Genomic DNA, 21,461 nt, shown 5'->3' on the forward strand with positions numbered 1-21,461 from the left:
TTAGGAGAACACCATGGCTACACCAAACACCGCAGCGCGCAAGCCGCGTCGCAAGGAAAAGAAGAACGTCGCGCTGGGCCAGGCCCACATCAAGTCGACGTTCAACAACACGATCGTCGCGATCACCGACCCCTCGGGCGCCGTGCTCAGCTGGGCGTCGTCGGGTGGCGTGGGCTTCAAGGGCTCGCGCAAGTCGACGCCGTACGCCGCCGGCATGGCTGCCGAGTCAGCTGCTCGTCAGGCGCAGGACCACGGCGTGAAGAAGGTCGACGTCTTCGTGAAGGGCCCGGGCTCGGGTCGCGAGACGGCGATCCGCTCGCTGCAGGCCGCTGGCCTCGAGGTCGGTTCGATCCAGGACGTGACGCCCCAGGCGCACAACGGCTGCCGTCCGCCGAAGCGTCGCCGCGTCTGAGTATCTGCTCGCCCGGAGCGCGCCTCGCGCGCTCCGGGCACCACGTCGTTCCAACTGCGCATCTGGCGCAGGAGTCACAATTCAAGACCTCATTCACCAAGTGTCATATAGCGGACACTTGATCGAAAGGAACACATAGTGCTCATCGCACAGCGTCCCACCCTTACCGAGGAGAAGATCTCCGAGTTCCGCAGCCGGTTCATCATCGAGCCGCTCGAGCCCGGATTCGGTTACACGATCGGCAACTCGCTGCGTCGCAGCCTGCTGTCCTCGATCCCCGGCGCCGCCGTCACCAGCATTCGCATCGACGGCGTTCTGCACGAGTTCAGCACGATCCCGGGTGTCGTCGAGGACGTCACGCAGATCATCCTCAACGTCAAGCAGCTCGTCGTCTCGAGCGAGCGCGACGAGCCCATCACCGCCTACCTGCGCAAGACGGGTGCCGGTGAGGTCACGGCAGCGGACATCTCCGCTCCCGCTGGCGTCGAGGTGCACAACCCCGAGCTCGTCATCGCCACGCTCAACGACGAGGCGAAGTTCGAGCTCGAGATCACGATCGAGCGTGGCCGTGGCTACGTCTCGTCGGGTCAGAACCGCAACGAGTACGCCGAGGCCGGTCAGATCCCGATCGACTCGATCTACTCGCCGGTGCTGAAGGTCTCCTACCGCGTCGACGCGACGCGTGCCGGTGAGCGCACTGACTTCGACAAGCTGGTCTTCGACGTCGAGACGAAGCCGTCGATCCTCCCGCGCGACGCCGTCGCATCGGCCGGACGCACGCTCGTCGAGCTGTTCGGTCTCGCACGTGAGCTGAACGAAGAGGCCGAGGGCATCGAGATCGGCCCGGCGCCGGTCGCCGAGGTCCTGTCGGACGAGCTGTCGATGCCGATCGAGGACCTCGACCTGTCGGTTCGCTCGTACAACTGCCTCAAGCGTGAGGGGATCAACACGGTCAGCGAGCTGGTTTCCCTCTCGGAGACGCAGCTCATGAACATCCGCAATTTCGGACAGAAGTCGGTGGACGAGGTGCGCGACAAGCTCACTTCGCTCGGTCTGTCGCTGAAGGACTCAGTCCCCGGTTTCGAGGGCTCGAACTTCTACAGCGGCTACGAGAACGACGAGACGCTCTGATCCTTTCCGACTCTTTCGATACTGGAGTACTGAGAAATGCCTAAGCCCACGAAGGGTGCCCGCCTCGGTGGCGGTGCCGCACATGAGCGTCTGATCCTCGCGAACCTCGCGTCGGCGCTCTTCACCAACACGTCGATCAAGACGACCGAGACGAAGGCTAAGCGCCTGCGTCCCGTGGCCGAGCGTCTCGTGACGTTCGCGAAGCGCGGCGACCTCGCCTCGCGCCGTCGCGCGCTGTCGCTCCTCCGCAACAAGGAAGCCGTGCACGTTCTCTTCACCGAGATCGCGCCGCAGGTGGCTGACCGCGAGGGTGGCTACACGCGCATCGTCAAGATCGGTCCCCGTAAGGGTGACAACGCCCCCATGGCCGTGATCGAGCTCGTGCTCGAGCCGGTCACCCCCAAGGTCAAGGCCACGCCGAAGGCTGACGCCGCCCCGGTCGAGGAGCCCGTCGAGACCCCCGCCGAGGAGTCGGCTGAGGTTGCGTCGGACGCTGCGGCTGAGGACTCGGTGGAGGCTGTTGAGGCTGACGCTGCTGACGCGGCTGAGGACTCTGCTGCTGACTCGACCGACGAGGCCGACGCTGCAGACGGCAAGGCCGACCCGCTCGAGGACGGCTCCGCGCCGGAGGGCTTCGAGGTCAAGGGCAAGGCGGCGACCAAGAAGTTCTACGAGCCGGGCGACGCTGGCTACGCGCAGGTCAAGGCGGACGTGTACTTCCGCGATGCTGCTGCGGCGGAGGCCGACGGCTTCGCCAAGTAACCCGCTCTGCAGGAGGGCCCGCACACGAAACGTGTGCGGGCCCTCCTGCGTCGCCACCTTCCACAAATGCACCTAAACCCGCCGGTTTAGGTGCATTTGTGTCATCTCGCGCCGCCCCACCCCCTCTACCTTCCGCAAATGCACCCAAAACCCGGGTTTTGGGTGCATTTGCGTCATGTGGCGAGGCCGGGAGTCCACCCGCGGCTGCGGAGCGCCGAGCCGACACGTCCGAGCAGGCGCGGCGGATCCGCGTGCAGCGTCGACGTCACCTGCACGACGCTCCAGCCCGCGTGCCGCGCACGCTCGACGCGCTCCACGTCGTGCGAGTACGACTCACCATGCACCCGCCCCTGGTATTCGACAGCGACGCGCCACCGGCGAAGCACCATGTCGAAGCATCCGAGGAAGGAACCCGCGCCGTCGAAGACGTCGGCGTTCAGCTCCGGCTCGGGGAAGCCGCCCAGCACGAGCCGCACGCGGCAGGCGGATTCGCGCGGCGACCACGCGTCTTCGCGGATCAGACTCAACGCCTGGCGCAGTCGAGGTGCGCCGCGCCGCCGTCCGGCGCCCAGCGCAGCCGCGAGTTGCTCCCGGGTGGCGAGCGGCGCCCGCCCCACGTCTCGCCGGCCAACCCCGTCACGCCACTCGCGGCAGAAGTAATCACCCAGGGCGACGAGGTCGATCAGGCTCCACGATCCGAGCATCGCCCAGGTCGAGGCGGGGGAGGCGAGGCGGAATCCGTCATGCGTGACGACGTTCGTCATCTCGGGCGCGAGGCGCCGTCCGCGCACGCCGTCGCACCGCGGCAGTGACGCGGATCCGAAGACGCCGACATCGAGCGGGCGCACCTCGCGACCGAGAGACGTCGGGATCGGCGCGCCGTACAGTTGCGCCGCCGTGGCGTACGCGAAGAACTCGCCCGCGCGCATGCGTGTCGCGTAGGCGCGCGAGAGACTCAGCGTTTCGGCCGTGGCGCGTTCGTACGGATCCTCCGGAAGCGGATCCGGATCCGCCCGCGCGCGCACGCCGTGAAAGGGACGCGCGAGATCCGCGCTGCGCAGTCGCCCGCGCCCGACTCCCGCGGCGTACGCATCGGTGACCGCAAAGCGATCGCCGATGTCGTCGGGGAGAAGGATCCGTCGGGGCACGGCCCCACATTCGCAGATTCTCGAGGAGCGCGCGGAAGTTATCCACAGGCCGAGCTGGCCCCGCGCCCACATGACACAAATGCACCCAAACGTCGCCGTTTGGAGGCTCATCGCATTCCAGAGTGTAGGTGGGGTCTGAATCCTCCGGACTCGAGCAGCGATCTGGCGATGTAGTTCGTGAGGTTGCGGAAGCCGAGGGCGGATCCGCGGAGGTGTTCGAGGCGGCCGTTGATGGCCTCGGTCGGTCCGTTGCTGGTCCCGGGGCGGTCGAAGAACGCGAGGATGTCGGCGGCCCGCTTCTTCAGTGTCCGGCCGAGCTTGCGGAGTTCGACCAAGCGGGCCGGGACGCCGGTGGCGACGGCGTCGATGACCGCCTGCATGGCCTGCTTCCCGAGCTTCTTGTCGGGTTCCCGGTAAGCGGCGATCATGCGCTGGTAGATGCCCCAGGTCGCTTCGACCTCGACATGCTGCTCGTCGGCGAACAGCACCTGGATTCGCGTGACCTGCTTCTCGGTGAGGAGGGCATCACCGGTGTGCAGGGTGCGGCGGGCTTTGTAGAGCGGGTCGTTCTTCATCCCGCGCCTGCCGTGGAGGTCCTGCTGGACGCGCCGCCGGCAGACGTCGAGCGCGTCGCCGGCGAGGCGGACGACATGGAACGGGTCCATCACCGCGACCGCTTTCGGGAGCTCTTCGGCGGCGGCGGTCTTGAATCCGGTGAACCCGTCCATCGCGACGACCTCGATCCCGTCCCGCCACGACTTCGGGCGTCCCGCGAGCCAGTCCTCGAACACGGCCTTCGATCGCCCCTCAACCATGTCCAACAAGCGTGCGGGGCCGATCTTGTCGCGGTTCGGGGTGAGGTCGATGATCACGGTGACGTATTTGTCGCCGAACCTTGTGTGCCGCCAGACATGCTCGTCGACACCGATCACCCGGACCCCGTCGAACCGGTGGGAGTTGTTGATCAGGCGTCGGCGGCCCTCGGCGAGGACCGCGCTGTTCGCGGTGTGCCAAGACACCCCCAGCCCTGCCGCGACGCGGGTCACGGTGAGATGGTCGACGACGATCCCGGCGAGAGCCCATCCCAGTCCACCGCGGGAGATCTTCGCCCGAGACGGCGCAGCCCTCGTGGTGTCTTCCCGCCAAGTCCGCCGGCAGTGATCACACCGGAACCGGCGCACCCGGAGCAGGAGCGTCGTGGGCCGGTGGCCGAACGGCGCGTGCGCGAGCCGCCGGACGACCGTGTCCCGGACCACCCCTTCGGCACCGCATTTCCGGCACCACGGGTCCGGCTCGGCGACGCGGCACTCGATCACCGCGCGCTCAGGCTCGAGTCGTTGGCCGACGGCTTGAAGGCCGAGTTCGTCGAGGCGGCAGAAAGTGGTCAGGCACGGTGCGGCGAAGGTAGCGTTGAACAACGTCGAGGTCTTTCAGATGGACAGCTTAGGAACTTCCATCCTGGAAGACCTCGACACCTATCCGGCGATCGCCGCGCGGCCCCGACCTACACTCTCAACTGCGAAGAGCCCGTTTGGAGCCATATGTGTCATGTTCGCGCCGGCGGCCGCACCACATGCCCCTACACGAGCGTTTCGAGCCATTTGCGTCAGGTGAGGGCAACGCAAAGGGCCCGGATCCAAGGATCCGGGCCCGCTGGTGGCGAGTAGAAGATTCGAACTTCTGAAGCATTCCGCGGCTGATTTACAGTCAGCTCCCTTTGGCCGCTCGGGCAACTCGCCGAAGCGCGCCCGCCCGACTTGTACAGCCGACCGGAGGCGCAAGCAATTATCTTACGCGCTGTCGCCCGCTGATGAAAATCCTTCCGTCCGGGCGTGCCCCATTGTCCACAGGAGCGGCGCGTGACTCCGGCAGACGGGGGTCGGTGCAAGAATGGCCACAACAGGGAGGGGATCTCATGTCGGCATCGAATCCGTATCCGGGGCAGCCCGTCGCATCCGAAGATCGCAACGAGGGGATGCCGCCGCTGCTGCGGGGCGCGATGTGGGTCGCGATCTGCGCACTCATCGCGGCCGCGGTGCTGTGCGTCATCTGGGTCTTGCTCTCCCCAGAGGGGGATGTCATTCCTAAGGCGTTCCTGACGATCCTCCTCCTGGCGGGGTTCGCAGGCGTCGCACTCCTCGACGCACATCTTGCCTCCGGACGCGCCGGCTGGGTCGTCCCGGCGAGCATGGCCGCGTGGGTCGTCGCGCTGCTGTGCGGCCTGACGCTGGTCTGGTTGCCGAATGAGGACTATTTCGCGCCGTTCAAGGTGTGGAACTTCATCCTCATCGTCGGATTCCTGCAGCTCGTCGTGCTGCACCAGCGGCTGTTCTGGCGCGCTCACAAGCGGTACGTCACCGGGTTCACTCGCACGCTGGCGATCGTGACGACCGTCTGCGTCCTCGCGCTGCTCGGAATGGCGCTGGTGCCGCTGACGGCCATGGACCTCATCGACTTCCCGGATCTGTACGGCCGGATCATGGTCGCGCTCGCGATCCTGGGCGCGGTCGGCACGGCGCTGATCCCGCTGATCACGGCGATGTTCGGTCCGAAGAAGCAGCGCCCTGCGTCGGGCCAGCTGCCGTGGCCCACCTACGCGGATGGTCGCACGCCGTTGCCGATGCTCTCGAACGGTCAGCCCGACTTCGCGGCGCAGCAGACCGGGGTCCCGTCTCCAGGCTCCCAGTCGTTCGGACCGCCGCCGCAACACACGCCGAACCCGGCCGCCGCGTATCCGAACGTCGCCCCTGCGCAGCCGTACGCTCCGGCTCCGCAGCAGGATCCGATGCAACAGCAGTACCGGGGCGCGCAGCAGTACCCGGCCGCGCAACAGCCGTACCCCGGCGATCAGCAACAGACCGCGCAACAGCGGGCAGCGCCGCAGCAGAATCCGCCCACGCAGCCGTACTCGGACGCCCAGCAGCCGTACCCGCCCGTGCCGCCCGAGCCGCCGCGCCGCCCGGCTCCGCCGCAGTAGAATCGGCCGGCGCCGCGACGAGCGTGTCGACCACCCCACACGGGCCGCCCGGCCGTCCGCGCCAGCGTACGGTGGGGGTATGAGCGAACAACTGCGTGACCTCGCCCGCGACATCGCCACGGAGGCCGGGGATCTCGCCCGCCGCCGTCGCGCGGAGGGGGTGCGGCTCGCCGCGACGAAATCGACGCTCGCCGACATCGTGACCGAGGCTGACCGCGAGGTCGAGGACCTGATCCGCGCTCGCCTGGCGGCGGAGCGCCCGGGCGACGGCTTCCTCGGCGAGGAGTCCGGCCACGAGGCCGGCACCACGGACGTGACGTGGGTCGTGGATCCGATCGACGGCACCGTCAACTACGCCGCCGGCATCCCGAGCTACTCGGTGAGCATCGCGGCCGTGCAGGGCGGATCCGAGTTCCCCGGCTGGCAGGCGCTCGCCGCAGTCGTGTATGGACCCGCGCTGGGGGAGCGGTTCGTCGCCTCCCACGGTGGCGGCTCCTTCCTCGAGCAAGAGACCGGATCCGTGCGGCTCGCCATCTCGCGCGATTTCCCGGCGGGCGCGTTGCTGGCGACCGGCTTCGGTTACGACCCGCGCACGCACGCGGGCGACATCGAGACGATCCAACGGGTGATGCCGGTGGCGCGCGACGTGCGTCGCATCGGATCCGCCGCCCTCGATCTCGCGTACGTTTCGGCCGGGCGTATGGACGGTTTTTTCGAGCGCGGCCTGAAGCCGTGGGACCTTGCGGCCGGTGCGCTGCTCATCGAAGAAGCGGGCGGATCCGTGCAGCTGTTGCCCGCCGACGACTTCGGTCGGCAGATGCTCGTAGCGGGTGACGCGCAACTCGTCGAACGGATCGCGACGCGCGTGCGTGCCTGATTGGAATCTTCAGAAAAGTTCGCGTAAGGTAGTTACCTGTTCGTTACCTTGCTCCCCCGCGAGGTCAACATCACCCGAATTCGTCACTCCGCCCTGGAGTGCAGAACGAAAGTGTGCCCGTTTGACCGCTGAACGCCCCGCGCCCGACGCCGCGTCTACACGCCGCTCGCGCCGAGCCGCCGCAACGGCAGGGGTGTCCAGCGACTCCGCACGCCCGATGACGCGACGTGAGCGCCGGATGCGCGAGCAGGAGTCCGCCGCCGTCACGAACGAGTCCGCCGCCACGACCGCGTCCGTGCCGAGGGCACCGAAGTCCGCGACCGCGGCCGCCGATGATTTCGCCGCGGCCGCCGCGGCCCTCAACTTCACGGGGGAGCGCGCGAAGGCCCACGCGGAGCCCGAATCCGAGACTCCCCACGCGTCGTCGCGCCAAGAGGCCCGGCGCGTGTCGACGCCGCAGCGCACGCTCAACACTCCGTTCCGCAAGTTCGCAGCCGCGACCGGATCCATTGCCGCCGTCGGCGCGATCGCCCTCCTCGCCGTCGGTGTCTCGCTTCCGCTCGCTGCTCCGTCGGCGGTTCCCGCCGTCGTCGCAGACGCAGCTGGCGGCGTCGCCAAGACGCCCGTCGCGGCAGACCCCGCCGAGGCCGAGTTGCAGGGCTACGTGGCTGGCGACGACATCGAGACCGCTCCGCTCGAGCGCGTCGAGGGCTACGAGGCGTCGACCTTCTCGGACATCGCGGCCGTCAGTGGCATCAGCACCTCCGGCGCCTTCTTCGACAACGACCCGACCGCAGACATCCAGTGGCCGTTCGCCGTCGGCACGAGCATGAGCTCGCCGTTCGGGTACCGCTGGGGCCGTCTCCACGAGGGCGTCGACTTCACGCCCGGTGACGGAGCGCCCATCCAGGCGATCGCTGACGGCGTCGTGCGCACCGCGTCCGAAGCGGGCGGTGCCTACGGCGTGAACGTCTACATCGACCACGTGATCGACGGCGAGCTCGTCACGAGCCACTACGCGCACATGCAGTACGGATCCCTCGAGGTCGTCAGCGGGCAGCGCGTCGAAGTCGGCGACACCCTCGGAAAGACCGGCAACACGGGTCGTTCCTACGGCTCGCACCTGCACTTCGAGATTCGTTACAACGACACGGCGATTGATCCGCTGCCGTGGCTTCGCGAGCACGCGAACCGCCACTATTCGGATGATGAGAAGGCCGCGGTCGCGGGCCTCGAGACCGACATGCTCGGGCAGGGCGCAGCGGAGTGACGTCCGCAACGCCCGGCGTCTGCTGATTCGAGGATCGGTACGCGCTTTGTTATGATTTTCTGGTTGCCCACATGTGGGTAGCACGCCCCGATAGCTCAGTGGTAGAGCACTTCCATGGTAAGGAAGGGGTCGTCAGTTCAATCCTGACTCGGGGCTCGTTGCATCGAAAGGTGTTTCGCGGCAGGGTAGCTCAGTTGGTGAGAGCGCACGACTCATAATCGTGAGGTCGCGGGTTCAAGCCCCGCTCCTGCTACAGGAAGCCACTTCGTGACCCCTTATCTGATGAGGGGTTCCCGGTGGCTTCTGTCGTCTCCGACCGCGGGCCTGTTCCCGATCTCCGGGAACGCGCCCAGCACCATGTCGACCAGGTGATCGAGCGGCCGCGTGAGCGGATCCGTCGCGGGGATGCCGTGCTCAAGCTCGATCTCATCGATCGCCAGGCCGAGCTCGGAGTCGGTCATGTGCTCGTGGTTGACGGTGACGCCGATCACCCGCGTGTCCGCGAATGCCTCGATCAGCGCGATCTCGCTGGTCAGCGTGGGCATCGTCACCATGGGGAAGTCCCCGAGCACGCGTCTGCCCGGCGCGTGCTGAACCACCACGCCGACAGGCCGACTACCGCGCAGGATGTGGGCCGACGTCAGGTACGCGGGATGGCTCAGAGCGCCCTGACCCTCCACGATGATGACGTCCGGATCCTCGCCCTCGAACGCGGCGACGACCTGGTTCTCGACCTCACCGGAGCAGAACTGGGGTACGAGCGCATCGAGCGCCACTCCGTATCGTCCTCCCTGGATGAGCGTCGTCTGCCCGGTACCGACCATGACCGCCCGGATGCCGCGATCGTTCAGCGCCTGCACCAGCAGGGTCGACGTCGTGCGCTTGCCGATGGCGCCGTCCGTGCCGAGTACGGCGATGCGCGGACACGTGACATCGAAGATCCGCCCCGAGAAGAGGTGGAGGTCCTTCTTCTCGCGCGGACGTCTGATGTCGGTGATCGTGACACCGGCGAGGATGCTCGCGGCCGCAAACTCCACGTCGTCTTCGAGGAACTCGTGCAGGCCGTTGATGATGTGCATGCCGCGGGCGATGCCGTCGAGCAGCACGATGCGCTGCTCTGACGAGAGCAGACCGTCGGCGGGCGCGACGCCGCAGATCAGATAGTCGGGAACGCGATGGGCGTGCGCGATGGCCTCATCGAGACTGGCCAGGATCGGAACCCCATTGGCAACCCCGTCGAGGTATTCGCCGGCGTCGAGACCAGCGTGGCGACTGTCGATCACGCTGAGGATCGAGTACTTCTCGGAGTGGCGTACGAGGCCGTTGGCCGTCTTGCCGTCCTGCTCACCGAACTGGCCCTCGCAGTAGACGATCGCCGTGGATCCGATCGGAAGCGCGACATCGCGGTTCGGGACTGTCTCCGGATGCTGTGGGGTGGTGGGGGTATGCGAATGCACGGTTATCGTTCTCCTCAAGATCACACAGAGGAGGCGACGGAGTACGGAGAGCCCACGGGCCAATCGGCAGACGAGAAGTCTTCTCTGATTACCGGTCGAGTCCCGGCTCGCTGAGCATAACAGGAGGACATGCCAGCGCTCACAGACGGGGATCGCGCCCGCCCCGCGCCCTCACCCAACGAGCGCGACGACGCCTCGCGCGGTTGCCGCAAGGGCGCCGGCGAGGGCGAGGGCGAGCGCGAGTGTCTGGGCGCGCGACGGGCTCACGAAGCGATGCAGGACGGTTCCGACGAGCAATCCGAGAAGGATGCACCCCACGGCCGCGCCGACGAGCGGGAGGGGCAGCGACATCTGCGGTTTGGCGGCCACCGACAGCACGTTGGTGACGAAGCCCACCGCCTGCACCGTCGGCACGAACGCGCTCATCGGCATCTTCGTCGCGACGCCGTACATCGCGAGCGCGGGGCCGCCGACGCCTGCCGTGACGTTGCTGAAGCCCGAGACGGATCCCGCGAAGATCGCGCCGCCCGTCCCCCGGAAGACGCGCATCGGACGGCGTGTTAGGGCGAGCACGACGGCGACGGCCGTGAGGGCGCCGACGACGACGAGGAGCATGTCGCTGTCGAGCGTATGGACGACGACAGCGCCGATCGGCACCCCCGCGAGGATGCCGATCGCCAGCCACAGCACCGCTCGCCACCGCACGAGGCGGAACGTGCGGACGAGGACGAGCAATGCGATCAACGCCGACAGGATGTTCGCCAGAACGATCCCGTCGAACGGATTCAGCACGAGCACGAGCAGCGGCCCGGACACGAGCGTGAAGCCGAGTCCGGTGACACGCTGCAGTGCGGCCCCGATCGTGACGGCGCAGAGCGCGAGGATCCAGGTCACGATCGGGGCGTCGGCTCAGCGGCCGATGTTGTCGTCGACGATGTGCCCGAGGCGCTCGAGTCGTGGAATCGACGTGGTGCGCAGCTCATCATCGACGGACTCTGCGCCGAGCACCGATGCCCACACCGCACGCCCGGAGAGGAAGCCGGATGCTCCCGCGCGGCAAGCGATGCCCACAGCCTCTGGGAAGCGGTCCGCGTCAACGCCCGACGAGAGGACGACCCAGGGGCCGTTGATGCTGTCGGTCAGCTCGCGGCACGCGTCGTGCACCCGCTCGTCGCTCTCGGCGCCCTTGAACGGCACTTCCGCCTTGTAGATATCGGCTCCCAGGTCGCCGAGTTCCTTCGCGGCGGCGAGCACGCCCGCCTCGACGTCGGTCGGGGCGCCATCCCAGCGTCCACGCGAGACCGGTTCGATGATGGAGACGAGGTCGAGCTCGCGGCAGGCGGCGACGAAGCGTCGAACCTCGTCGATACGCTGCTGCGGATCCTGGTCCTCGCGCCACAGCACGAGCAGCTTGAGTGCTTTCGCCCCCTGGCTCTTCATGCGCTCGTAATCGAGCGACGTGTCGAACGTTGCCTCGCGCACGAACTCGCCGTTGCCGGCGACGAACCGGTCGGCTGCCGCAATGAGCGCGCAGGACGGGTCGACCGCTCCCTGCTCGACTGCGGCGTCCCATCCGAAATCGGTGTCGATCAGGACGGCGGACGCGTACGGCGTGAGCGTGCGAGCCGCGGAGACCTTGAACTCTGTCATGTCGGCATCGCTGATGTCGGTCGAGCGCGCACGAGCCATCATGTCGCGCAGCGCCTCGCGCTGGTCGACGGCGAGCATCGCGAACCCGCCGGACGGCCGTGCGAGGAGAGTGGGATCAGACATGGAATTCCTCCGCAGATAAATGTGCGAAATCAAACATTATGTTCGCACTGTATCAGAGGGTTGCTAGCATTCGGGGCGTGAACAACCGGGGAGAATCGCTCAGGCATGGCGGGGCCGAACGTCGCCGAATCCTTATCCTCGAGCGGCTTTTCCGTGACGGACACGTCAGTGTCCCTGCCTTGAGTCAAGAGTTCTCCGTCGCTGAGATGACCATCCGGCGCGACCTCAAGCAGCTTGCCGACGCGGGGGAGCTCGAACTCGTGCATGGCGGCGCCCGTCTCTTGGCTGGTCGCCAGCCGCCGGCGGGCTTCCTGCACCGTACGCGCAGCAACTCCGTGGCGAAACAGCGTGTGGCAGCGGCAGTCGCAGGTCTTGTTCCGAAAGATGGCGTCCTCGGCATCGACGCCGGAACGACGGCTCATGCATGCGCGATCGAGCTCGCTCGAGACTTCACCGGGTGCATCATCTCGCACTCTGTGCCGGTGCTCGCCAGCATGCTGGAGTGGCCGGACATCCGGGTGATCGGCGTCGGGGGTGACCTGCTCCACGAAAACCAGGCCATGGTTGGACCGTCGGCCGTTTCGGCCCTGCGGGACCTGCGGATCGACGTGCTCGTCCTCGGTGCAAGCGCGGTGAACGCCGACGGGATCTACGTGCACAGCTCCGTCGAGTTGGCGACCAAGCGGGCGATGATCGACGCGGCGGGCGAAGTCCTCGTCGCCGCAGACGCCACAAAGGCGGACGCGAGCGGTGCGGTGCGCGTGTGCGGCCTCGGGCCGATCTCGCGCATCGTCACGGACCACGCCTGGCCGAGCGCTGTGGCGGACAGCATCTCCGACGCTGACGTGTCGTTCGTCTTCGCCTGAGCTGACCGGCCTCGGGTTGACGGCGCCGTTTCGTCGTGGCAGACTGCATGCAATGTGTGAATTCGATCATTCCCGCCGAGCGCTTCCGCACGTTGCCGTGCCGGAAAGTGTCGTGGAGTCCGTGCGCTGCCGCGTATACCGCGCGCCGAACACCACCGGCGTCGCGATGTCCTTCGGCGCGATCGGACACCGAACGATGTTCCTCGTCGATGTCGGCTTCGACGACGGCACGGTCGCCACGGGGGAGACCTGGGTGAACTACCCCTCCTGGGGATGGCGCGAGCGAATCGCGACGGTCTCCGAGGGCATCGCCCCGCTCCTCGTCGGGAGATCCTTCGCCGACACTTCTGAAGTGCACGAACACCTGCGGACGTCACTCACGGGAGTAGCGCGTCAGTGGGGTGCGCTCGGTCCCGTCTACCAGGCGATCAGCGCCGTCGACCAGGCATTCTGGATCCGCGCGGCAGAGCACAGCCAGGTATCGCTTGCGTCGCTTCTCGGCGACGCTCCGCTGACCGAGATCCCTGCTTACGGGTCGAGTCTCGGGCCGTCGGGCGTGGCGGAATCGGCGGAACGGTGCCTCGAGCTCGGACTCACCGCGGCCAAGGTCAAGCTCGGCTTCGGCGCTGAGCAGGACGAGCGCAGCCTCGCCACCGCCCGAAGTGTGCTCGGCGAGACCATGCGGCTGTTCGGCGACGCCAATCAGGCATGGACCGCCGACGAAGCGATCGCGATGGCGCCGATGCTGCGCGAATACGACGTCGAATGGATCGAGGAACCGATCGCTGGCGATGCCCCGGTTGACCTCCGGCGCCTCCACGACGAGACCGGTCTCGCGATCGCGACCGGCGAGAACCTCTACGGTGCCGACGCCTTCGGACCCTACGTCGACACGGCGGGGGTAGCGATCATGCAGCCCGACGTCGGCAAGGTCGGTGGCATCACCGACTACCAGCGCGTCGTCGAAATGGCGCGCACGACCGACACGCTGATCGCGCCGCATCTGTACAACGGCGCGTACCAGACGGCGGTTTCGATCCAACTCGCGGCCGCGTCGCCCACCACGCCCTGGCTGGAGTGGGACATCCGCGAGAACGCCGTGCGCGTGCCGGTCGACCACCTGCTGACCGCGGCAGGAACCGTTGCGGTTCCGCAGGGGCCGGGAATCGGCCTCGACATTGATCTTCAGCACCTCGCCCCCCATCTCGTCACTCTCCCTGAGGAGGCACAGTGAACCCGTTGTCCGAAAGTGGAATCCGCATCAGCGGCGACGTCATCTCCAGCACAGACGGGCGCCGCCGCGTCGAAGCCATCAGCCCGATCGATGGCGGCGTGATCGGCGAGGTGCTCCAGGGCACCTCAGCTGACGCGGCGCAGGCCGTCGACGTCGCACAGGACAAGCTCGGCGCGTGGTCGCAGACCCCGGTCGACGAGCGCGTTCGCGTCCTCCGTGCCATTGCTGGCGCACTGCGTGAGGAAGCGCAGGCCGACGACGAAACGAGCTGGGCCTGGCTCCTCAGCACGGAGACCGGGAAACGTCTCGCGGAGGCACAGGGCGAGATCACCTTCTCGGCCGTGTACTTCGACGCGTTCGCCGATCTTCTTGAGAAGCAGCGCGACGAGCACTTCGACGTGATCCCGGGCATCACTCACCGTGTGCAACCGCAGCCGATCGGCGTCTTCGCCGTCATCACGCCGTGGAACTTCCCGGTCTCCATTCCCGCGCGCAAGATCGCTGCGGCTCTGGCGGCCGGATGCACTGTGGTGTTCCGCGCGGCGGCGCTCGCCGCACTGTCGTCCCTTCGCCTGTCGGCCCTCCTCGACCGCTTCGTCCCGGCGGGCGTTGTGAACACGGTGCTCGGCTCCCCGGCCGACGTCGTCGACACCTGGCTCGCTCGCGTCGACGGCGTCTCGTTCACCGGATCGACCCGCGTCGGGCGTCTCCTCAACGAGCAGATCGCTCCCCGCTTCCTCCCGGCCGTCATGGAGCTCGGCGGAAATGCGTCGTTCGTGGTGCTCGATGACGCCGACGTCGGCTCCGCGGTCGAGACGCTGATGATCGCGAAGTTCCGCAACAACGGGCAGTCGTGCATCGGCGCGAACAATATCCTCATCCCGCGTGCGCTCGCGGGCGACTTCCGCGACGCCCTCGTCGAGGCTGCATCGCAGCTGGTCATCGGGGATCCGCGGGAAGCGGCGACGAGTCTCGGTCCGCTCGCGCCGGCGGGCGACCCCTCGCGCGTCGCGGCGCTGGTCGATGATGCGGTTGCCGGCGGCGGCGAGGCATTGCTCCCGCAGATCGAGGTGCCCGGTCAGGGACACTACGCATCCCCGCAGTTCGTGATGGGCGCGCCCGCCTCTTCGGAACTCGTGGCGGACGAAGTCTTCGGCCCCGCAGCGGGGATCGTCGTGTACGACGACCTCGATGAAGCGCTGACGCTCCAGCGTGGCACCGGATACGGCCTCGCGAGTTACGTCTGCACGAACGACGCGGCTCGAGCCGACGCGGTCGCCGCGCGGTTCCGAGCCGGGATCATTGGCATCAACACCGCGACGCCGAACTACCCGGGTGCGCCGTTCGGTGGGCTCGGTCTGTCCGGAGTCGGTTACGAAGGCGGGCGGCAGGGACTCGAGGCCCATCAGCACTTCCGCACGATCGCGACCCGCTCGGATTCGCCGTGACCCTCCTGATCGCGCAGACCGGGGCACCGACGCCCGTCGTGAACCGCAGTCTCGCCGGCTTCATCGAGGGCGTTGGTGACGCCGAGCTACTGTTCGCACACGGTGGCCCCGACGCTCTCGTCGAGGGGCGGATCACGGACGTCCCGCCGGATGGCCGCGAGCTCGTCCGCACCGGATCCTGGCTGCGCGGCGGCCGCCGGTCCATCACCGACGATGATCTCGACACGATCGTCGATACTCTCGCCGCGCGAGGCGTGACAGGGCTCGGCCTCATCGGCGGCAACGGCACGATGGCGTTCCTCTCGGCGATTGGCCAGCGCGCATCGCAGCGAGGGAACGGCCTGCGCGTCGTCGGCATCCCCAAGACGATCGACAACGACATCGTCCGCGTCGACCACACGCCGGGCTTCGCCTCAGCGGCGCGCTACCTCGCGACCACGGTGACGGACATGGCGCGTGATCACGAGGCGATGGCCGGCGTCGAGACCCTGCGCATCGTCGAGGTGATGGGCCGCGACACGGGATGGCTCGCGCTCGCCGCGTGCTATCACGAACACGACGAGGACTACGCGCCCGACCTCGTGCTCACCCCCGAGCACGCATTCGACCGAGACGACTTCCTCGCCGACATCGACCGCATCGTGCGCGAGCGACGTCGTGCACTCGTCGTCGTGAGCGAGGGTGTCGCACCGGAGCTCACGCGTCAGCCAGTCAAGGCGAGAAACCACACACAGCTCATTCAGGGCGGGATCGCGCGGATCCTCGCCGAGGACGCATCCGCTGCTCTCAACATCTCTGCCCGCGGAGAAGTCATCGGCACGGCCCAACGATGCAATTCGGCCCTCGTCAGTCCGGTCGATGCACGTGAGGCCCGTCGCGTCGGAGAGGAAGCCGGCGCCTGGCTTCGCGACCCGGAAGGCCTGACGAACGTCATGGTCGGGCTCGACCGCGACGGTGAGGTCGCTCCCGTCGCACTCTCCGATGTTGGGGGACACGTGCGCTACGTCCCCCAGGAATGGCAGACCAACGACCCGAGCCTGCTGAAGTCGTTTCACAGCTGGCTCTCCCCCCTCGTCGCGCTGGTCTAGCGCGGCGACTTCCCCACCCCGAATACACCAAGGAATCGATCAAGGAGGAACGATGTCCAAGTTCGCTTGGCGCGCAGGCGCTGTTGCGGCGACTGTCGTCGTCGTCGGAGCCACTGCTGCGTGCGGATCCCCAGGAGAGGGATCTTCAGAAGGCGGTGCCATCAACGTGGTGTTGTCCAATCACCCCTGGCAGCGCGGTCTCGAGCCGCTCATCGAACAGTTCGAGGAGGAGAGTGGCATCGCGGTCAACGTCCAGACCTTCGCGGAGCAGCAGGCGCGCGACCGCATCCTGCTCAACCTGCAGTCGAAGAGCACGGCAATGGACGTGTACATGTCGTTGCCCTCGCGTGAAGGCCCCCAGTTCGCTGACGCCGGTTACTACGCGCCGCTCGACGACTACATGGCGAGCGCGCCCGACTCGTACGAGATGGACGACTTCTCACCGTCGGCGATCGACGGCATGAAGGACGCGGACGGCACCATCATCGCGGCGCCGATCAACATCGAGGGCCCGGTGCTCTACTACCGCACCGACGTCTTCGACGACCTCGGCATCGACGTTCCTGAGACCTTCGATGATGTCTTGGCCGCGGCCAAGACCATCAAGGAAGAGGGCGACATCACGCCGATCACGCTGCGCGGTGCGTCGGCGGCAATCCCGTTCACCTTCGGCCCCTTCATTCATGGTGAGGGCGTCGAGTGGACGAATGAGGAAGGCACGGCGAACTTCGACCAGCCCGGAGCCATCACGGCGATCGAGCAGTACGCGACTCTCGCCCGCGAGTACGGACCCGACGGCGTGATCAACTACAGCTTCACTGAGTCGTCGAACCTCTTCGCGCAGGGCCAGGTCGCGATGTCGCTCGAGTCGAGCAACGAGTTGAACTCGGTATTTGACGAGGAGGCGAGCACTGTCAGTGAGCACGTCGGTGTCGCGAAGATGCCCGGCGGCTCTGAACAGGCAGCTCCGACCGCGCTGTCATGGGGGATCGCGATGTCTGCGTTCTCTGAGAAGAAGGACGAGGCGTGGGAGTTCATCCAGTGGGCGACGTCGCCGGAGACGCAGCTCGAGCTGACGAAGTCCGAGATCGCTCCGCCGCGCGACAGCGTCGCGAAGGACCCGAGCTACCTCGAGAACTTCCAGACGCCCACTCAGGAACAGTGGCTCACCGCCGTCGCCGACATCCAGGAGAACGGACACACCGAAGTGGGCCCAGTGGGCTCGAAGGCCCCGAGCATGCGCGAGACCATCGGCGACGCGATCGGAAAGGTGATCCTCGGTGAGGCCACTGCTGAAGAGGCCGCCGCGGAGATCCAGTCCGGACTGAACGAACTGCTCGACGAGAAATAGGCCACATGTCTACGACGCGGACCCTCATCACATCACCGGGTCGCCGCCAGGCGTCACGGGGTCGGACTCAGTTCGACCCCGTGGCGCGGGGGACGCTCCCGTTCATCATCCCCGCGCTGGTTGTCACTGTGGCGCTGGTGCTGATCCCCGTGCTGTACACCGTGTGGCTCTCGGTCACCGACCAGGACATCGCGGGCAACAACACCGGCTTCGTCGGCTTCGAGCACTACATCGAGATGTTCCAGAGCAGTGAGTTCTGGAACTCGCTCGGGGTGACGCTGATGCTGTTCACGGTCTGCCTCGTCGTCCAGACCATCCTGGGCCTCGGACTTGGCTACCTGCTCAGTCGTGACGTGCCCGGTCGCGCCATCTTCCAGGGCGTCATGCTCATCCCGGCGATTACCGCGTCGGTGGCGGTCGCGCTTGTCTGGATGCTGATCTTCGACCCGACCCTCGGCGCCGCGAATCAGATCCTGACCGCGCTCGGCCTCGACCCCGTCGTCTGGCTCGGCAGTCGGACAATGGCGCCCTGGTCGATCGCGATCGTCGACATCTGGCAGTGGACGCCGTTCATGGCGCTGATCATCTCTGCGGGCATTCGGTCGCTCCCGAGCGAGCCTTTCGAGGCGGCATCGATCGACGGTGCCGGCCCGATCAAGAAGGCCCTGTTCGTCGGGCTGCCGCTTCTGCGCTCGGTCATTCTCGTCGCCATGCTCCTGCGCACGGTCGACCTGATCCGCTTCTTCGACACGATCTACATCATGACTCAGGGCGGACCGGTCAATGCCACGAACACCCTCAACGTGTACGGCTATCGCGCCGCCTTCATCGATCAGGAACCGAGCTACGCCGCCGCTCTTCAGCTGAGCCTGTTCGTGCTCGTCATCCTGATCGCCGCCATCTTCACCTACGTGCGAAAGAGGACCTCAAATGTCGCGTAGCACCACGGCGCGTCGGCGTTCGTACGCGCTCACGTACGCGGGGTACGTCGTCGCCGCACTCATCTTCTTCGTGCCCGTGCTGTTTATGCTCTGGTCAGCGTTCCGCAACAACATCGACATCACCGGAAGCATCTTCAACATCACGTCCCCGTTGACGCTCGAGAACTTCCGAACGCTGTTCGAGCGGTTCGACTTCATCTACTACATCCGCAACAGCTTCATCATCGCGGGTGGGTCGACGATCCTCGCGCTGATCTTCGGGGTCCCCGCCGCGTACGTGATCGTGCGCCGACGGATCCCCGCGATCGGCTTCATGACGCTTCTCGCGCGCATGGCGCCGGGCGTGCTGTTCGTGGTGCCCTTCTTCATCCTGTCGATGAAGATCGGGGCGGCCTCGAACGACGTGTTGAACTTCGCACTCCTCATCTGCGCGCACCTCATCATCACCCTGCCCCTGTGCATCTGGCTGCTCGTGCCCTTCTACGAGGAGATCCCCCGCAGCCTGGAAGAGGCGGCGCTGATCGATGGCTGCACTCCGAGGCAGCGCTTCATGCAGGTCGTGCTCCCACTCGTGACGCCGGGCATCTCGGTGGCGATCACTCTGAGCTTCATCTTCTCGTGGAACTACTTCCTCTTCGCGCTCGCGCTGGCGAGTTCGAACACCATGCCATTGCCGGTGATCGCCTTCAACTTCATCGGCCAGGGATCCAGTGACTACGGCGGCCTCATGGCCGCGAGCACGCTGATCTCGGTCCCCGCGATCGTGCTCACGATCGTGGCCCAGCGGTGGCTCGTGCGCGGGCTGACAGGAGGTGCCGTCAAATGAGCGAGGCGATCACGAACACCAGCGCACGCTTCGAGGGCGACGGCGTCGTCTCGTTCACGACGGCAGCTCTCGATGCCCCAGCGACTGGCCTTGCGCGGATCCGTGTGGACGTCTGCGCGCTCTGCGGTTCCGACAAGCGACTGCTCGCGAGTGGTGCCGATGTGGTTCCCGGCCACGAGGTGGTCGGCACCGTCATCGAGTCCGCTGCAGGCGCCCCGGCGGCCGGTACGCGCGTCGTCGTCTTCATCCCCGTGAGCTGCGGTCAATGCGCCGCCTGCCGCCGGCAGCAGAACAACCGCTGTTACGAGCTCCGTGGCCTCATGGGGTGGCAGTTCGACGGCGGCTTCGCGGAGTACATGGACGTTCCGCCGCAGTGCCTCATTCCCGTGCCCGATGACATCCCGTCGGACGTCGCCGTGCTCGCTCTCGACACGTTCGGGACGGCGGCGCACGCGCTGCGCCTCGGTGCGCGCACGCAGCCCAGCGGGATCGAGGATCTCCTCGTGATCGGCTGTGGTCCGCTCGGCCTCGGCGTCGTCGCAGTGGCTCTGGCGATGGGCATTCCGAAGGTGCAGGCGTGGGATCCCAACGGTTCCCGCCTCGCGCTGGCGGAGGCCCTCGGCGCGGACGCAGCACCGGACCTCGAGGGCACGAACCGACACCAGGTCGTCGCTGAAGTGAGCGGCGCGGCATCCGCCAGAGCCTCCGCGCAGGACCTGGTGGAACCGGGCGGAGCGATCCTCGCACTCGGGGAGTCGAACGAGCCGTACCTCATGCCGGCGACGCCCCGGTGGCGGCGAACCGACTGCTTCACGGTGCGCTCGTTCTACTTCCCGCCGACGGAGGTCGATGACAACTGGGAGCTGCTGCGGTCGCAGGGCGCCCGACTGCGCGACACGATCATGACGCCGACGAGGTTGAGCGACCTCGAAGACACCTTCACACGGTTCGTCGACGGCGAGTACGTCAAGCCCTACATCACGCACGAGGAGACCCGATGACCCGCGATAACCTGCTGATCCTGGCCGCTGACCAGCGGCCGTGGCTGACGAATGCCCTCTTCGGTCACACCGGTGTCGCGACGGCGAAAGAGCGTGCGTTCACCGCGGAGGCGAAGCACCTGATCTTCGACGGCCTGCGCAAGGCGATCCGTGAGTATCTCGAGCCGAACGGCATCACCGGCGCCGCGATGCTCGTGGATCCCGAGCTCGGTCCGGGCGTGCCCGAACGTCTCGTCGCCCACGGGATCCCGTTGGCCCTGCCGATCGAGCGCGCGGGGCTGCGCGTGTACGAGACGGAGCCCGAGGACACGCGCGCGTACCTGGAGTCCTTCGGACCCGGATATGCGAAGGTGCTCGTGCGCTACAACCCGGCCGATCCGGCCGAGGAACGCGCCCTTCAGCGCCAGCGTCTCGCCGAGGCATCGGCGGCCTCGCGGCAATCCGGGACGCCGTTTCTCTTCGAGCTGCTCGTTCCGCCGACGGCTGAGCAATTGGCCGAGGCCGACGGATCCGAGGAGCGTTTCGCCTGGGAGATGCGGCCCGCGCTGACTCGCGAAGCGATGCGCGAGATCCTCGAGGACGTTCCCGTCGACATCTGGAAGCTCGAGCACCAGGGCGACCTCGATTCGTCACGCCAAACGGTGGAACTCGCGCGGCAGCACGGCGGAGAATGCATCCTCCTCGGCGCGGGTGGCACACCTCAGAAGGTCAACGGCTGGCTCGAGACGGCCGCGCAGGCGGGCTTCATCGGCTTCGCCATCGGTCGTAGTATCTGGTGGGACGCAGTGCAGCAGCTCGCGGCTGCGCCGACGGACGACGACGTTCGGGCGCGCTCGCTCGACGCGATCGCGGATACGTACGCGGAGTTCGTCTCGGCCTTCACCCGCGCGCAGTAAGCG

Annotated in this window: 20 protein-coding genes and 3 tRNA genes; 17 read left to right on the forward strand and 6 right to left on the reverse strand. The window is 67.1% G+C overall.

Going from position 1 to position 21,461, the window contains the following annotated elements; all coding sequences use genetic code 11:
* Positions 1–13: 13 nt before the first annotated feature.
* The 3 genes from rpsK (at position 14) to rplQ (ending at position 2,305) form a co-directional block, all read left to right on the forward strand.
* Positions 14–412 carry a 30S ribosomal protein S11 gene (rpsK, locus tag IEW87_RS05180; RefSeq protein WP_188711211.1) on the forward strand — a complete coding sequence of 133 codons (399 nt, stop codon included), beginning with the start codon at positions 14–16 and terminating at the stop codon, positions 410–412.
* Between the two features lie 138 nt (positions 413–550).
* Positions 551–1,543 (forward strand): DNA-directed RNA polymerase subunit alpha, encoded by a 993-nt coding sequence (locus tag IEW87_RS05185; protein WP_188711212.1) that lies wholly within the window; start codon positions 551–553, stop codon positions 1,541–1,543.
* A gap of 36 nt (positions 1,544–1,579) precedes the next feature.
* Positions 1,580–2,305, forward strand: a complete 726-nt coding sequence (gene rplQ / locus IEW87_RS05190) for a 50S ribosomal protein L17, sunset domain variant (protein ID WP_188711213.1) — start codon at positions 1,580–1,582, stop codon at positions 2,303–2,305.
* Between the two features lie 173 nt (positions 2,306–2,478).
* On the opposite strand, the gene IEW87_RS05195 is transcribed toward rplQ, so the two are convergent.
* The 3 genes from IEW87_RS05195 to IEW87_RS05205 all read right to left on the reverse strand — a co-directional run bounded on the left by IEW87_RS05195 (position 2,479) and on the right by IEW87_RS05205 (position 5,192).
* A complete protein-coding gene (locus IEW87_RS05195) occupies positions 2,479–3,453 on the reverse strand; it encodes a putative endonuclease domain-containing protein (protein ID WP_188711214.1) in 975 nt (324 codons plus the stop codon).
* 107 nt (positions 3,454–3,560) lie between these two features.
* Positions 3,561–4,871, reverse strand: coding sequence for an ISL3 family transposase (locus tag IEW87_RS05200; RefSeq protein ID WP_188711215.1), 1,311 nt, complete (start codon positions 4,869–4,871; stop codon positions 3,561–3,563).
* Between the two features lie 236 nt (positions 4,872–5,107).
* Positions 5,108–5,192 (reverse strand) — tRNA-Tyr (locus IEW87_RS05205).
* A 176-nt stretch (positions 5,193–5,368) separates the two neighbouring features.
* Here IEW87_RS05205 and IEW87_RS05210 point away from each other — a divergent pair.
* From IEW87_RS05210 to IEW87_RS05230, 5 genes are all read left to right on the forward strand, one after another.
* Entirely contained in the window at positions 5,369–6,430 is a 1,062-nt protein-coding gene (locus IEW87_RS05210; RefSeq protein ID WP_188711216.1) for a hypothetical protein, read from the forward strand.
* Between the two features lie 79 nt (positions 6,431–6,509).
* Positions 6,510–7,307, forward strand: coding sequence for an inositol monophosphatase family protein (locus tag IEW87_RS05215; RefSeq protein ID WP_188711217.1), 798 nt, complete (start codon positions 6,510–6,512; stop codon positions 7,305–7,307).
* Positions 7,308–7,524: 217 nt separating this feature from the next.
* Complete coding sequence (locus IEW87_RS05220; protein WP_188711218.1) at positions 7,525–8,577, forward strand: M23 family metallopeptidase; 1,053 nt, start codon at positions 7,525–7,527, stop codon at positions 8,575–8,577.
* 84 nt (positions 8,578–8,661) lie between these two features.
* Positions 8,662–8,733: transfer RNA gene (locus tag IEW87_RS05225), tRNA-Thr, on the forward strand.
* A 23-nt stretch (positions 8,734–8,756) separates the two neighbouring features.
* Positions 8,757–8,830, forward strand: a tRNA-Met gene (locus IEW87_RS05230).
* 22 nt (positions 8,831–8,852) lie between these two features.
* On the opposite strand, the gene IEW87_RS05235 is transcribed toward IEW87_RS05230, so the two are convergent.
* The 3 genes from IEW87_RS05235 to IEW87_RS05245 form a co-directional block, all read right to left on the reverse strand.
* Positions 8,853–10,034, reverse strand: coding sequence for an N-acetyltransferase DgcN family protein (locus tag IEW87_RS05235; RefSeq protein WP_188711219.1), 1,182 nt, complete (start codon positions 10,032–10,034; stop codon positions 8,853–8,855).
* A 171-nt stretch (positions 10,035–10,205) separates the two neighbouring features.
* Positions 10,206–10,928 (reverse strand): sulfite exporter TauE/SafE family protein, encoded by a 723-nt coding sequence (locus tag IEW87_RS05240; RefSeq protein WP_188711220.1) that lies wholly within the window; start codon positions 10,926–10,928, stop codon positions 10,206–10,208.
* Between the two features lie 15 nt (positions 10,929–10,943).
* The gene (locus IEW87_RS05245) at positions 10,944–11,807 is read right to left on the reverse strand and encodes an aldolase (protein WP_188711221.1); all 864 of its coding nucleotides are present in this window, start codon (positions 11,805–11,807) and stop codon (positions 10,944–10,946) included.
* A gap of 38 nt (positions 11,808–11,845) precedes the next feature.
* Between IEW87_RS05245 and IEW87_RS05250 the strand changes: the two genes are divergently transcribed.
* The 9 genes from IEW87_RS05250 to IEW87_RS05290 are packed head-to-tail and all read left to right on the forward strand — an operon-like array spanning position 11,846 to position 21,458.
* A complete protein-coding gene (locus IEW87_RS05250; protein ID WP_268234591.1) occupies positions 11,846–12,673 on the forward strand; it encodes a DeoR/GlpR family DNA-binding transcription regulator in 828 nt (275 codons plus the stop codon).
* Between the two features lie 52 nt (positions 12,674–12,725).
* Positions 12,726–13,907 (forward strand): mandelate racemase/muconate lactonizing enzyme family protein, encoded by a 1,182-nt coding sequence (locus IEW87_RS05255; RefSeq protein WP_188711223.1) that lies wholly within the window; start codon positions 12,726–12,728, stop codon positions 13,905–13,907.
* A 5-nt stretch (positions 13,908–13,912) separates the two neighbouring features.
* A complete protein-coding gene (locus IEW87_RS05260) occupies positions 13,913–15,355 on the forward strand; it encodes an aldehyde dehydrogenase family protein (RefSeq protein ID WP_188711224.1) in 1,443 nt (480 codons plus the stop codon).
* Positions 15,352–16,443, forward strand: a complete 1,092-nt coding sequence (locus IEW87_RS05265; protein WP_188711225.1) for a 6-phosphofructokinase — start codon at positions 15,352–15,354, stop codon at positions 16,441–16,443. The genes IEW87_RS05260 and IEW87_RS05265 overlap by 4 nt, the downstream gene beginning before the upstream one ends.
* Before the next feature lie 52 nt (positions 16,444–16,495).
* Positions 16,496–17,794, forward strand: a complete 1,299-nt coding sequence (locus tag IEW87_RS05270; RefSeq protein WP_188711226.1) for an ABC transporter substrate-binding protein — start codon at positions 16,496–16,498, stop codon at positions 17,792–17,794.
* Between the two features lie 5 nt (positions 17,795–17,799).
* Positions 17,800–18,735 carry a carbohydrate ABC transporter permease gene (locus tag IEW87_RS05275; protein WP_188711227.1) on the forward strand — a complete coding sequence of 312 codons (936 nt, stop codon included), beginning with the start codon at positions 17,800–17,802 and terminating at the stop codon, positions 18,733–18,735.
* Positions 18,725–19,561, forward strand: coding sequence for a carbohydrate ABC transporter permease (locus tag IEW87_RS05280; RefSeq protein WP_188711228.1), 837 nt, complete (start codon positions 18,725–18,727; stop codon positions 19,559–19,561). Before IEW87_RS05275 ends, IEW87_RS05280 begins: the two co-directional genes overlap by 11 nt.
* A complete protein-coding gene (locus IEW87_RS05285) occupies positions 19,558–20,562 on the forward strand; it encodes an alcohol dehydrogenase catalytic domain-containing protein (protein ID WP_188711229.1) in 1,005 nt (334 codons plus the stop codon). Before IEW87_RS05280 ends, IEW87_RS05285 begins: the two co-directional genes overlap by 4 nt.
* Positions 20,559–21,458, forward strand: a complete 900-nt coding sequence (locus tag IEW87_RS05290) for a 2-deoxy-5-keto-D-gluconate 6-phosphate aldolase domain-containing protein (protein WP_188711230.1) — start codon at positions 20,559–20,561, stop codon at positions 21,456–21,458. The genes IEW87_RS05285 and IEW87_RS05290 overlap by 4 nt, the downstream gene beginning before the upstream one ends.
* The last annotated feature ends 3 nt before the right edge of the window (positions 21,459–21,461 follow it).

This window comes from Microbacterium faecale (genome assembly GCF_014640975.1).
Lineage (GTDB): Bacteria > Actinomycetota > Actinomycetes > Actinomycetales > Microbacteriaceae > Microbacterium > Microbacterium faecale.

Coding starts and splice junctions, on each gene's coding strand:
- IEW87_RS05245 (WP_188711221.1), bottom strand. CDS start 11,807: ATGTCTGATCCCACTCTCCTCGCACGGCCGTCCGGCGGGTTCGCGATG.
- IEW87_RS05215 (WP_188711217.1), top strand. CDS start 6,510: ATGAGCGAACAACTGCGTGACCTCGCCCGCGACATCGCCACGGAGGCC.
- rpsK (WP_188711211.1), top strand. CDS start 14: ATGGCTACACCAAACACCGCAGCGCGCAAGCCGCGTCGCAAGGAAAAG.
- IEW87_RS05220 (WP_188711218.1), top strand. CDS start 7,525: ATGACGCGACGTGAGCGCCGGATGCGCGAGCAGGAGTCCGCCGCCGTC.
- IEW87_RS05285 (WP_188711229.1), top strand. CDS start 19,558: ATGAGCGAGGCGATCACGAACACCAGCGCACGCTTCGAGGGCGACGGC.
- IEW87_RS05270 (WP_188711226.1), top strand. CDS start 16,496: ATGTCCAAGTTCGCTTGGCGCGCAGGCGCTGTTGCGGCGACTGTCGTC.
- IEW87_RS05290 (WP_188711230.1), top strand. CDS start 20,559: ATGACCCGCGATAACCTGCTGATCCTGGCCGCTGACCAGCGGCCGTGG.
- IEW87_RS05210 (WP_188711216.1), top strand. CDS start 5,369: ATGTCGGCATCGAATCCGTATCCGGGGCAGCCCGTCGCATCCGAAGAT.
- IEW87_RS05255 (WP_188711223.1), top strand. CDS start 12,726: ATGTGTGAATTCGATCATTCCCGCCGAGCGCTTCCGCACGTTGCCGTG.
- IEW87_RS05250 (WP_268234591.1), top strand. CDS start 11,846: ATGTTCGCACTGTATCAGAGGGTTGCTAGCATTCGGGGCGTGAACAAC.
- rplQ (WP_188711213.1), top strand. CDS start 1,580: ATGCCTAAGCCCACGAAGGGTGCCCGCCTCGGTGGCGGTGCCGCACAT.
- IEW87_RS05275 (WP_188711227.1), top strand. CDS start 17,800: ATGTCTACGACGCGGACCCTCATCACATCACCGGGTCGCCGCCAGGCG.
- IEW87_RS05280 (WP_188711228.1), top strand. CDS start 18,725: ATGTCGCGTAGCACCACGGCGCGTCGGCGTTCGTACGCGCTCACGTAC.